10 protein-coding genes are annotated in these 11,369 nt (G+C 55.7%); 2 read left to right on the top strand and 8 right to left on the bottom strand.

Annotated features, from left to right (window positions below; all coding sequences use genetic code 11):
- Positions 1 to 47: 47 nt before the first annotated feature.
- The 3 genes from HMPREF1628_RS03500 to HMPREF1628_RS03490 form a co-directional block, all read right to left on the bottom strand.
- Positions 48 to 974, bottom strand: coding sequence for an ABC transporter substrate-binding protein (locus HMPREF1628_RS03500; protein WP_442853074.1), 927 nt, complete (start codon positions 972 to 974; stop codon positions 48 to 50).
- 170 nt (positions 975 to 1,144) lie between these two features.
- Positions 1,145 to 1,873 carry a DUF4191 domain-containing protein gene (locus tag HMPREF1628_RS03495; protein WP_034507877.1) on the bottom strand — a complete coding sequence of 243 codons (729 nt, stop codon included), beginning with the start codon at positions 1,871 to 1,873 and terminating at the stop codon, positions 1,145 to 1,147.
- A 12-nt stretch (positions 1,874 to 1,885) separates the two neighbouring features.
- Positions 1,886 to 3,094 (bottom strand): MFS transporter, encoded by a 1,209-nt coding sequence (locus HMPREF1628_RS03490; protein WP_034507876.1) that lies wholly within the window; start codon positions 3,092 to 3,094, stop codon positions 1,886 to 1,888.
- A gap of 189 nt (positions 3,095 to 3,283) precedes the next feature.
- Between HMPREF1628_RS03490 and HMPREF1628_RS03485 the strand changes: the two genes are divergently transcribed.
- The gene (locus tag HMPREF1628_RS03485; protein WP_156956858.1) at positions 3,284 to 4,597 is read left to right on the top strand and encodes a protein kinase family protein; all 1,314 of its coding nucleotides are present in this window, start codon (positions 3,284 to 3,286) and stop codon (positions 4,595 to 4,597) included.
- Positions 4,598 to 4,709: 112 nt separating this feature from the next.
- Here the strand turns inward: HMPREF1628_RS03485 and sucB are convergent, their stop codons facing one another.
- The 3 genes from sucB to HMPREF1628_RS03470 form a co-directional block, all read right to left on the bottom strand.
- Entirely contained in the window at positions 4,710 to 6,458 is a 1,749-nt protein-coding gene (gene sucB / locus HMPREF1628_RS03480; RefSeq protein ID WP_034507871.1) for a 2-oxoglutarate dehydrogenase, E2 component, dihydrolipoamide succinyltransferase, read from the bottom strand.
- A gap of 27 nt (positions 6,459 to 6,485) precedes the next feature.
- A complete protein-coding gene (gene lpdA, locus HMPREF1628_RS03475) occupies positions 6,486 to 7,859 on the bottom strand; it encodes a dihydrolipoyl dehydrogenase (protein ID WP_198030392.1) in 1,374 nt (457 codons plus the stop codon).
- Between the two features lie 223 nt (positions 7,860 to 8,082).
- Positions 8,083 to 9,546 (bottom strand): leucyl aminopeptidase, encoded by a 1,464-nt coding sequence (locus HMPREF1628_RS03470; RefSeq protein WP_034507869.1) that lies wholly within the window; start codon positions 9,544 to 9,546, stop codon positions 8,083 to 8,085.
- Positions 9,547 to 9,625: 79 nt separating this feature from the next.
- On the opposite strand from HMPREF1628_RS03470, the gene HMPREF1628_RS03465 reads away from it, so the two are divergent.
- Entirely contained in the window at positions 9,626 to 10,102 is a 477-nt protein-coding gene (locus HMPREF1628_RS03465) for a hypothetical protein (protein ID WP_034507867.1), read from the top strand.
- 54 nt (positions 10,103 to 10,156) lie between these two features.
- Here HMPREF1628_RS03465 and HMPREF1628_RS03460 read toward each other — a convergent pair whose 3' ends face one another.
- A complete protein-coding gene (locus HMPREF1628_RS03460) occupies positions 10,157 to 10,615 on the bottom strand; it encodes a tRNA (cytidine(34)-2'-O)-methyltransferase (RefSeq protein ID WP_034507941.1) in 459 nt (152 codons plus the stop codon).
- 47 nt (positions 10,616 to 10,662) lie between these two features.
- Complete coding sequence (locus HMPREF1628_RS03455) at positions 10,663 to 11,193, bottom strand: YbhB/YbcL family Raf kinase inhibitor-like protein (protein WP_034507865.1); 531 nt, start codon at positions 11,191 to 11,193, stop codon at positions 10,663 to 10,665.
- Positions 11,194 to 11,369 lie beyond the last annotated feature (176 nt).

Genomic DNA, 11,369 nt, shown 5'->3' with positions numbered 1-11,369 from the left:
GGCCGGGGTACCGGCCGGGGGTGGATTAGGTTTACGTTATCCATGGATTACTTACCCGGGTTTACCTCGGCCTTAGAAAGTGCCGCGTCGCCGGCTCCATAGAGGTTCAAGATGTCCTCGAGAATGCCGTTGTCCATGAGGTATTGCAGTGCCTTCTGTACGGCTTCGGTAAGAGCAGCATCCTCCTTGTTAATGACAATGCCTTGCGGTTCGGACTCGATTACTTCGCCCACCTGCTCAAGCTGGCCATTCGTCGATTCGATTGCCCAACCTGTGATTGTCGAGTCTGACAGCACCGCGTCGTATTGGCCGCCCACAAGCTTCGTCACGTTATCGGTGTTGAGGTCGTGAGGCATGATCTTGATAGCGGCTTCGCCCTTTGCCTCGCACTCGGCGGATAGGTCGGTTACGTAGGTTTGCTGGTAGGTACCGGTTTGAACGCCAATGGTCTTGCCACACGGGCTGCTTGGATCAAATCCAGACGGGTTACCGGCCTTTACAGCGTAGGAGGATCCTACTTCAACGTAGGAAACCATATTGACCTGTTCCATGCGCTCGGGCGTGATGGTGAAGGAAGAGGCACCGATGTCAAACTTGGTGCCCAGCGCGGGGATGATCGTTGCAAACTCAGCGTGGGTAGTGGTTCCTTCTGATAGGCCCATTACTTTGGCTAGTGCCTTGACGAGTTCAATATCGTAACCGATGGGAGTTTGGCCGTCGGTGTCGCGGAATTCTGCGGGTGCGTAGTCGGTTGAAGCGCCGTTGCGGAGCTCGCCGCGAGCCTTGATTTCCTCGGGCACGAGAGCGGCAATGTCAGCCTGCGTTTCAATCGAGTCGATGTCGTAGAACTTGGCAACCGAATCGGAAGGTGCAGTCGCTTCTTCACTGGGCTGGTCTGGGTCAGAGCAGGCTGCAAGGGAAAGAGTAGCAAGTGTGGCTACCGCAACCATGCTGAGCATCTTTTGTGTCTTCACGGCAAAACTCCTATATGTAAAGCTTTCAACGTGTATAAGTATCGCCATTGGTGAATGAATATGCAAGCTGGTGAATGTTTATTTAGATGTGACTTGTAATACGCATCAGAAAAGTTATCTGCCGCCGAGATTCTCGGCGGCAGATAAAAAATATTCAGTTACCAAAAAGATTACTTCCCGCGCAGTGCGCGCCGAGACATTTTTACCTTCGTCGGATCTACGCCGTGAGGCATGCCTCCCTGTTTGGCAATAGAGGAGACGGCTTGAATGCGGTTAGCAACCTCGGGAACTTCCTTACGGTGTAGCGATTTGGGGAGCTTGCGCAGCTCAGCCTCAAGCTTCTCGAGCTTCACTTGGTTCTCGCCCTCGCCTACGTGAATGACATGTACCGGAACGTTGGTTACAACCCTTTGGGCCCGTTTGCGCTCACGCTCAACAAGATCGCGAACACGTGCGTTTGGTCCCTCGGTAATGAGGACAACACCGGGCCGTCCAACCAGACGCCAAACGATATCTTGGTTTCGGTTGGCGGCGATGGGTTCTTGCGTAACTATCCAACCTCTGCGTATCTGCGAGAGCACCGCATAAACGGAACCAATCGTGCCGGAGACCTGCCGGTACATTGCCTTCTTCACGAGTGTCGCAAGGATAGCCATTGGCACGAATGCGACGAGCGTGGCGGCCAAGAAGATGAGAATATAAATATTCATCTTCGTCCAAATGCCCAAGACCACGAATAGGGCAATTACACCAATGGTTGCTCCGAGGATCAGCCAGCTTACCCACGGGAACGTGCGTTTGGTGATCTTGTAAGCGTCGTAGAGGTTGTGATACCACCGGCGCTTTTTCGGTTTACTCTCCGCAACAGGTGTGCGTGATTCGTTTTCTTTTTTAGCCATGATGGCCCCAGTTTACCCTCTTTTGGACAGCTGACGAATGTTCAGGATAAAGCCTACCAACGCAACCAAGATTCCCGCTCCAGCCGAGGCTAAGAATGTCGGTTTGTCATGGAAGTTTTGGGCGATAATGCCTCCTAGGCTGGACCCGATGGAGACGCCAATTACTACTGATGATTGCATCGACGTCATCGCTATCGCTATGCCCCCTCGGGGAGCAAGTGATTCCGCCAAGGTGAATGCGGTAACCATCGCCGGGCCAATAAAGAAGCCTGCAAGAGTTAGTAGAAATGCAGTCGATACAAGGTCGCCCGCTAGTGCCACCAGACTCATCGCTGCCGCAATGCCCAGGCCACCTATAAGCAGGCGAGTGGGCAGGTTTATACGTTCAGGGATGGCAACGGTCAAGATGGCCATGAGGGCAGAGCCGACTCCCATTGCTGCGTATACGAGGCCAGCGATCCCTTGGTGTCCCAGCAGTTCGGCCCGAACCGTGGTTGCGGCTTGGGTGGTGCCAAACAGCATTCCAATACCGGTCATGGCAATGATGGCGGGAGTGACGGCAAGTATTACTCTGCCAACTCCAGGGCCCTGTTTGTCCGCGGCCTGCGCGGCCGGCTTTGTTTTTGGAGCAAGGAGCGCGAAGGCGATTCCTGCGGTTGCAACCAGCAGGAATGCGAGGAATAGCGGTGCGGACTCGAATGCGGCTGTGGCTGCAATACCAACGAGGGCGGGGCCAAGTACGAATACGAGCTCATCCGCCATGGATTCATACGATAGGGCCGCACCGAGTTCTCGTGGCGTGTTGGTCTGATGGATCCAGCGGGATCGGGTGAAAGATCCGATGGGAAGAGACGTGAATCCTACTGCCATGCAGGCAAGGAACAGGGGAAGCCCAGCGGTAGCGGTTTGTACCGCAAGAAATAGAAGTAGAAGCGCCGCAGCATTAATCGGAGTGAGTATCCGTAGCGGCAAAAACTGACCTTTACGGTCAGCCCATTTACCGATCAAAGGTCCCGCGATTGCGGTGGAGATTGCGGTGGATGCCGTGGCGGCGCCGCCTTGTGCAACGGATCCGGTGCTGGCCGTGACTGCGGTCATGACACCCAGGGGAAGCATTGCGTAAGGGGCTCTTGCTGCAAAAGCGATTACGAGTGTTTTCCAGCCCGTTAGCTGGGGGAGTACCCGGTAATGTCCGAGCGCTCTAAAAGGGGATGAATGCATTGTTCTAAATTTCGAAGTTGCTTACCCACCCGGGTTTTTACTCATCCAACCGGCCAAAGCGGCACTCACTAAAAACAGTGGGGTCCCCATTGAGTAAAAAGCAGATGGGCGTCACGCTTTCGCGTGAGCTTTCCAAGCTTACCGCAAGTAATCCACAGGCGCGCCCCTGTGCGTGAGGGGATTGGCGTAATGTGGTTGAGTTATCTCATGAGCATCAAGGGCTATGAAATTATTCAGCCGTTCACCGTGTCGTCCTCGGGCACGATATGGCAGGCAACTACAAAAACCGGTGAAGCCTGCCTGATCCGTTTTGTTGCACGGGATGAGGCGGACTCTCTTGCTGAACGTCTGGAGACTCTCTCGCGCTTGGAAAGTCCATTTGTTGCGCGATTGATTGATGTTGTCCCCGACGGGGCGCGAGTTGGGCTTGTCACCTCGCTGGTGGAGGGCGTGCCACTCAACCAGTGGATGCAACTGCCTGGAGCTAATACAAAGAATCGGGTGCGCACACTGCTGCGTAGCGTCGCTTCAGGATTGAAGGATTTGCACGAGGCGGGATTGGCTCACGGTGATGTTTCAAGTGCGAACGTGGTTGTGGGAACCGCAGGGGCTGTGCTGGTTGACCACCTGCTGGGTACCGGTTTCACGCCCGGGTTTGCTGCGCCGGAGAAGCTGAAGGGTCAGCCGGGTACAAACCCGTTGGCAGCCGATGTCTGGGCGTGGGGAGCTCTAGCTCGCGAACTGGGATTTTCTGGAGAGGTTGTGAAGAGGGCGTTGGACGCAAATCCCGCTACTCGGCTCTCGATAGAACAGGTTTTGGAATCGCCAGACCTTAAGGGATACGACGGAGGCGCTGTGCTTGCGGTGGAGTCCGATGCTTCCATGCTGGACGCGGGAGAGCTGCTACGCCAAGAGACCTCTATGGCGCAAACGGTTCTAAATGAGCGTCCGGGAGGGCGGCATGTGCGGGCACGAAGAAAGGGGCGGGCGCGAATCGCGGTTGCTTCAACGCTTGTGATTGTAGGTATGGCCACGCTTGGTTTTTGGTGGCTCCGGCCGGTGGCGCCAGTGCCCGTGGCCTCATCGGTTGAGGAAGCGGAGACCTCCGCGGTCCATTGCCCTTCGTCTGGTGAGGCGCAGTCGGTCGTCTCGGATCTGACTACAAAACGAAATAGGGCGATAGTGACATCTGATAGAGCACTACTAGAGACCGTGGTCGATACCGGCAGCAAGGTTTTTGAAAAAGATGCTGAGCTGATTGAGAGCATCGAGCAGTCGGGAATAGAGATCCGAAACCTAGCAACTGCGGTAACAGATGTGAAGGTCGTGGAATGCTCCCCGTTAGAAGTGCTGGCAACTTTTACCCAAAACGAACATGAGCGGTGTCAGGAAGATATCTGCGAGGTGGTTGAGGTCCAGCCAGCTAGTCGGTTGAAGCTCACGTTCACCGGCCCGCCTTGGCGTGTAAGTGATGTTACCTCAATGGATCCTGAACAGCTCTAAGTGCTGAGGGGGAGGCTTCTCAAATGCGCTTTGGCGCAATCAACACAAACTAGTTCTAGCATAAAAATGGGGCAGCCCGATGATAATCGGACTGCCCCATAGCTAGTTGAGGTTAGAGACCAAGCTCGGCCTCAAACTCTGCTTCTTCGAGGCGGTTCTTGATCGCGGTGAGGAAGCGGCCTGCGTCAGCGCCGTCGATGAGGCGGTGATCGTAGGTGAGGGCAAGGTAGACCATGGAGCGAATTCCAATGGTTTCGTTGCCGTCCGCATCCTTGATGACCATCGGACGCTTGACGATCCGGCCAACGCCAAGAATGCCGACCTGCGGCGCGTTGAGTACCGGCGTGTCAAACAGCGCGCCGATCGCACCGGTGTTCGTAACGGTGAAGGTTGCGCCAGAGAGCTCTTCCGGCTTGATCTGGCCGTCACGCGAGCGAGCAGCGAGGTCGTTGATCGCGCGGGCAATGCCCGAGAGCGTCAAGTCGCCAGCATCCTTGATAACTGGAACCATTAGGCCGCGTTCGGTGTCAACTGCCATTCCGATGTGCTCGTAGTTGAAGTACTCAACTTCCTTGCCCTTAATCTCGGCGTTGACCTTCGGGTACATCTTGAGTGCTTCCGTGGTCGCCTTGATAAAGAACGGTAGGAACGACAGCGAGGTGCCTTCGCGAGCCTCAAACGATGCCTTCGCACGCTTGCGTAGCGCCGCGATGCGGGTCACGTCAACCTCTACGACGGTGGTTAGCTGAGCCGATCCCTGCAGTGAGCTCATCATACGATCGGCAATAACCTGACGCATGCGAGTCATCTTCTGCGTGGTGCCGCGTAGCGTGGTGTCTTCAGCCACCTTGCTCTTCGCAGTAGCAGGTGCTGGCGCAGCGGCGGCGCCAGCGCGCTTGTCTGCCGCTTCCTTGGCAGCATAGACATCTTCCTTGCGGATACGGCCGCCAATGCCTTGACCTGTTACATCAGCTAGATCAACACCGAGGTCCTTTGCAAGCTTACGCACAATCGGGGTGACGTATTTGCCGGAGGCGGAAATGTCAGCGCGAGCAGGCTGGGCTGGTTCGGGCTTTTTCTCAGCGGCTGGTGCAGGCCGTGCTGCAGGAGCAGGTGCCGGAGCCGGAGCCGGAGGAGCAGGTGCCGGAGCCGGAGCCGGAGGAGCAGGTGCAGGTTCTGGCTTGGGTTCTGGGGCCGGTGCCGGAGCAGGCTCAGCCTTGGGCTCGGGTTTACTTTCCGCATCTTCCGCCACAGGGGAGCCGGTGGAGATGACCGCAACAACGGTATCAACGTCCACTGTCTCATCCTCGTCCACCTTGATTTCAGCGAGGAAACCAGAGACGGGGGAGGGAACCTCGGAATCGACCTTGTCGGTAGAAACTTCCAGTAGGGGCTCGTCGGCCTCAACCTTGTCGCCAACTGCCTTTAGCCACGCAGAAACGGTGCCTTCGGTTACCGATTCGCCAAGGGCCGGCATCTTAACTTCGATAAGTTCGCCATCTGGAGACGGGGCCGGGGACTCCTGCGCAGCTGGTGCGGCCGGTGCCGGCTCAGCTACCGGGGCCTCTTCAGCCGGTGCTTCTTCGGCCGGAGCCGGCTCTTGTGCGGGAGCCTCTGCTTCACCCTCGTCACCGATTAGGGCGATGACGGAGCCAACTTCAACAGTTTCGTCCTCTTCAACCAAAATCTTGACGATCTTGCCCGCGTAGGGGGAGGGAACTTCGGAGTCCACCTTGTCGGTAGAAACTTCGACGATGGGCTCGTCTACCTCAACGGTGTCGCCCACCTGCTTAAGCCATTCGGTTACAGTGCCTTCGGTGACGGACTCGCCGAGAGCTGGCATCTTAATCTCTTGTGCCACTTTACGTATCTCCTTAAGTAGTGGGTCTTAGGCTGAGTGCAACGGCTTGCCAGCAAGTGCCAGAGCCGCCTCTCCAATGGACTCGTTCTGAGTTGGGTGCGCATGGATAATGCTGGCCACGTCCTCAGCGTACGCTTCCCAGTTTACAATCAACTGGCCTTCGCCAATCTGCTCGCCCATGCGGGCGCCAATGGCGTGGAAGCCAACGATAGGGCCGTCTTTGAGTGCAACGAGCTTTACCAGGCCAGCGGTATTCAGGATCTGGGACTTACCATTGCCGGCAAGGTTGAACTCTTGCGTGGCAATCTTGTCTGCGCCGTACTGCTCCTTAGCCTGTTTTTCGGTCAGGCCAACGGAGGCAATTTCAGGCTCGCAGAAAGTTACTCGAGGAATACCTGATTCGACGATTGGTTCGGGGTTCAAACCGGCGATCTCTTCGGCTACGAAGATGCCCTGTAGGAAGCCGCGGTGTGCCAGTTGCAGGCCGGGGACGATGTCACCAACTGCGTAGATACCTTCAACGTTGGTGCGCAGGCGTTCATCTGTGATCACGAAGCCGCGCTCCATGTTGATGCCCTGCTCCTCGTAACCGAGGTTTGCGGTGGCCGGGCCGCGCCCGATGGCTACCAGCAGAATGTCTCCGTCGTAGGTGTTACCGTCATTCGTCTTGACGTGAACGCCGGACTCATCTTGAGTGACGGATTCGAACATGGTCTTGGTCTTGAAGTCAATGCCACGCTTGCGGAACTGACGCTCAAGGTTCTTCGAGATGGCCTCATCTTCAGCAGGAACGAGGCGGTCCAACCCCTCAATGATGGTTACTTCAGCGCCGAAGGATGCCCATACGGACGCGAACTCAACGCCAATGACACCGCCGCCAAGCACGATTGCCTTAGACGGAACCCAGGTCATCTGCAGGGCCTGCTCGGAAGTAATCACGTTACCTTCGATTTCGAGGCCGGGAATGGTCTTGGAGTAGGAGCCGGAGGCCAGGACAATGTTCTTGCCGCGGTATTCCTTGCCATCTACGGTAACGGTGTTCTTTCCCGTGAGCCTGCCCCAACCCTGCACGTAGTCGACCTTGCGCATCTTAATGAGGCCCTGCAGACCCTTGTGGAGCTGGTTAATGGTCTGGTCACGGTATTCTGCGACGCGGTTCATGTCGATTCCGTCGAAGCTAGAATTCACGCCAAAGTAGGCGGATTCCTTAACTGTGTCGGCAACTTCTGCTGCGTGCAGGTATGCCTTTGTCGGAATGCAACCGCGGTGCAGGCAGGTGCCGCCAAGCTTGTCGCCTTCGATTAGAGCTACTTTTAGCCCAAGCTGGCTAGCGCGCAAGGCGGCTGCGTAGCCGCCGGAGCCGGCGCCGAGGATGACCAAATCGTACATTTCTTCACTCACGTGATTCTCCCCTTATGCGAGTTTTGACCTAGAGTCATTACTTACCGCTCATTCTCGCACTGATCGTCTACGATTACCTCTTTTGTGATCAAATTTTCGGCCCTTGTTTTGTGCCTTATGCAACAAGAACGGAGCGGGGTATAGACACGTAAAAACCTCGCCCAATCGCGATTAAAAAGAAGTTAATCTAGATTGGGCGAGGTGGAATTTTAGGGCCGTTACCTTAGGCGAGTGACTCAGCCCAGTTGATGAGAGTGAGCATGCTCATTCCAGTTGCGCCCTTGTTGTTGGCGCCCCACGGGCTGTCGTCGTTGTAGGACGGACCAGCAATGTCGATGTGAGCCCATGGCTTGTCGGCTACGAACTCCTGCAGGAATATGCCCGCAACCATCATTCCGCCTGCTCTTGTCCCCGAGTTCGCAATGTCAGCTACGTCCGACTTCAATGAGTCGAGCAGATAAGACGGAAGTGGAGCGCTCCACATGGCTTCACCCACCTTGGCGGCGCTGGATACGATCGCCTCGCGCACGTTGGCGCTACCCATGACGCCGGCGGTGCGTTCACCTAGGCCTACGATCTGCGCTCCGGTTAGGGTAGCGACGTCAACGATTGCGTCGGTGTCCGTCTCTGCCGCGAGCGCGAGGGCATCGCCCATCACCAGACGGCCTTCGGCGTCAGTGTTGATCACTTCAACGGTCTTTCCGCCGCGCATAGTGATGACATCGGAAGGACGCTGGGCGCGACCACCGGGCATATTTTCTGCGAGGGCGAGGTAGGTGTCGATCTTAATGTTCAGACCCAAAACCGCGGCAGCAACGGTGGTTGCGAGTACTGTAGCCGCGCCAGTCATATCAGACTTCATGGCTTCCATGCCCTTGGCAGGTTTGATGGAAATACCGCCGGAATCGAACGTGATGCCTTTGCCAATCAAGGAGATCTTCTTGCTTGCGTTCTTGGGCGCGTAGCTGAGTTTGACCAGTCGGGAACCGCGATCAGAGCCCAGGCCAACCGCGAGGATGCCGCCGCAGCCTTCTTCGGCAAGTTTATTTTCGTCCCAAATCTCAACCTCGATGGGCAGGTCTGCAACGGCGTCTTGTGCGTAAGTAGCAAACTTTGCGGGGTAGAGATCGTTGGGGGCGCGATTGACCAGGTTCATGATCATAATCATGGAAGAAGCAAGAACTTTGATGCGCTTTGCTGCGGCGTGGGTGTCAAGACCTTTGGGCGCCAGGATTGTGAGTTGCTCGAGTCCGCTTACCTTGTCAGCCCCGTACTTTTGAATGGTGTAGCTGCCTAGTAGTGCGCCGATGCCCGCCTGGATGACATCGTCCTCATTTTCATATTTTCCGGCTAGAACCACGTTTTTTACGTTTTCGCCGCGGGCTCCAATGGCGGCGAGGTGGCGGTGAATGCCGGTGCCTTCAAGCTCTATGCCATTGGAGAAGTCGGAGTTGCGCCGTGAGTGAAGCTCGTCGGCTTTAGCACCTACAAGGGCGATCTTGCGCGCCTTGGTTCCACTGCCTGGAAGTATGGTCTTTGCTCCGGTAGAAGACTTTGCATCTACGGCCTTGGCCGCCTCGTTAAGGCCGGGAACCTCAACGTTGGCCCCATCTTCAAAGTAGTAGGCAACCAGTAGATCAGCTTCAACGTCTGTTGCGTTATCAAAAATGAAATCGATATTTGTCATGCCTCTATCGTATCCGCAAGGTAAATCGACGCAAGAACTCCGTTTTCGCTAAAATAGCCCCGAAAGATGAGGTGTATGGATGCATAATAATGTGCGGGCGTCAGAAACGGGGCCGCGGCCAGCAACGGATAACCGAAGCACTTCCTACGGGGGTGGACGAGTTATTATGGCCGTATTTTGGGTGTTCGCGGCCTACTTTACCTACACGTCTTTCGTTGATTTCGTTACCTTTTCAAATCAGCCAATCGGCCCGCGCGTGCTATCTCTTATTGCTGCGCTCGGCTACGTGCTGATAGCTATTGCGATTACCCATAATGGCAGGCGAATGCGCATCATCGGTTGGACTGCTTTGTTAGTTGAGCTAGCCGGAGTTCTGTCCACTGGCATCATCAGCCTGGGCGTTGCTGACATCGGCGCTATTCGAAACATGTGGGCTAACTTTGGTGCCGGCTATTATTACGCGCCACTGATCCTTCCCGTGGTCGGACTCGTATGGATCTGGTTCACGAATCCGCGCAGGATCGTGGAGATCGCGGAGAGTTTTGACCGCAAGTAGGGAGCTCCTATCCGATAGGGACTGAAATTCTATCCACGTGCAGAGGTGCGGAGGTTACATTCCCCCTGGAAAGTCGAGCTGGCGCCAAGCTTCATAGAGTCCGATAGCAGCCGAGTTTGCAAGGTTTAGTGATCTGGTTCCCGGCGTCATTTGAATGCGCACGCGTTCAGTTACGCGCGGGTGATCCATGATCTCTTCTGGCAGGCCCGTTGGTTCGGGGCCAAACAGCAGGCCGTCCCCATCGCGGTATTGGACGTCGTTGTAATGCGTGGTGGCATGCCCCGTGAAAGCGTAGATCGAGCCGGGCACGTGCTCCAAGGCTTCATCAATAGTTTCGTACACGCGAACGTGAGCCAGATCGTGATAGTCAAGTCCAGCGCGCTTAAGCTTCGTGTCGTCCATGTCGAACAGCGGATCAACTAGGTGAAGCATGGATCCGGTACACGCAGACAGACGTATTGCGGCGCCAGAGTTTCCCGGGATTCTGGGTTCAAAAAATATTACGTGGAGCACGCCCATCATTTTAGGTGCGTGCTCCACGATAGGAAAGCCGGGGAAGCTTACTGCTTGAAAGTCAAAGTCAATGATGCTTTTGCAAGCGCGTGGAATAGGGCGTTAAACGACGCCGTGGTAATAGTGGCGTCGTCGTCCAGTCCTAGAGAGGGGGTATCGAGCGCATATACGGTGAATACGTATCGGTGCTCGCGGTCACCTTTGGGAGGGTTGGCTCCGTAATAGCTGGCTTGCCCTGCGTCATTTAGCAGGTGGAAAGCCGGCCCCTCTAGATGCAGATCGGATTCTCCCGCGCCCTCATTTAGCTCGGTGATCTCGGCGGGAATATCAACAATTCCCCAATGCCAATATCCGGCCGGAGTAGGCGCGTCGGGGTCAAAACAATAGAGGAAGAAAGACTGGGTTTGGGCAGGAAATCCGCTCCAGGAAAGATGGGGTGATACGGACCCTCCCGGGGCGGTTTGGGCCGCGGGCATAACCTGCATGTCGTTCGCAGCGTTGGACTTGAGCGTGAAAGTTGGAAGTTTTGGCAGGGCCTCGTCGGGATGGGGTGCTATTGGGCGTGAATCAAGGTCCATTTGGAGCTCCTACTGTTGTTGCCAAGGTCACTTTCAATTTATCCCTACGACTGTATTTGCGCGATAAATGCGGGTTGTTGCGTCAATTTTGAAGTTTGTCGAAACCGAAATGAAGTATCTCCACTTTTCTTGTCCCACCCCTGCAATACACTATCGAACAGATGTTCGAAAACTCT

The sequence above is a fragment of the Actinomyces sp. S4-C9 genome, from assembly GCF_000758775.1.
Lineage (GTDB): Bacteria > Actinomycetota > Actinomycetes > Actinomycetales > Actinomycetaceae > Gleimia > Gleimia europaea.
The sequence above is the reverse complement of the archived record's forward strand: the minus strand, read 5'-3'. Positions and strand labels throughout refer to the sequence as shown.

Bases quoted from the DNA above. Each gene is read 5' to 3' on its own strand.
- HMPREF1628_RS03470 (WP_034507869.1), bottom strand. From the start codon at position 9,546: ATGACAAATATCGATTTCATTTTTGATAACGCAACAGACGTTGAAGCT.
- HMPREF1628_RS03465 (WP_034507867.1), top strand. From the start codon at position 9,626: ATGCATAATAATGTGCGGGCGTCAGAAACGGGGCCGCGGCCAGCAACG.
- HMPREF1628_RS03455 (WP_034507865.1), bottom strand. From the start codon at position 11,193: ATGGACCTTGATTCACGCCCAATAGCACCCCATCCCGACGAGGCCCTG.
- HMPREF1628_RS03495 (WP_034507877.1), bottom strand. From the start codon at position 1,873: ATGGCTAAAAAAGAAAACGAATCACGCACACCTGTTGCGGAGAGTAAA.
- HMPREF1628_RS03485 (WP_156956858.1), top strand. From the start codon at position 3,284: ATGTGGTTGAGTTATCTCATGAGCATCAAGGGCTATGAAATTATTCAG.
- HMPREF1628_RS03490 (WP_034507876.1), bottom strand. From the start codon at position 3,094: ATGCATTCATCCCCTTTTAGAGCGCTCGGACATTACCGGGTACTCCCC.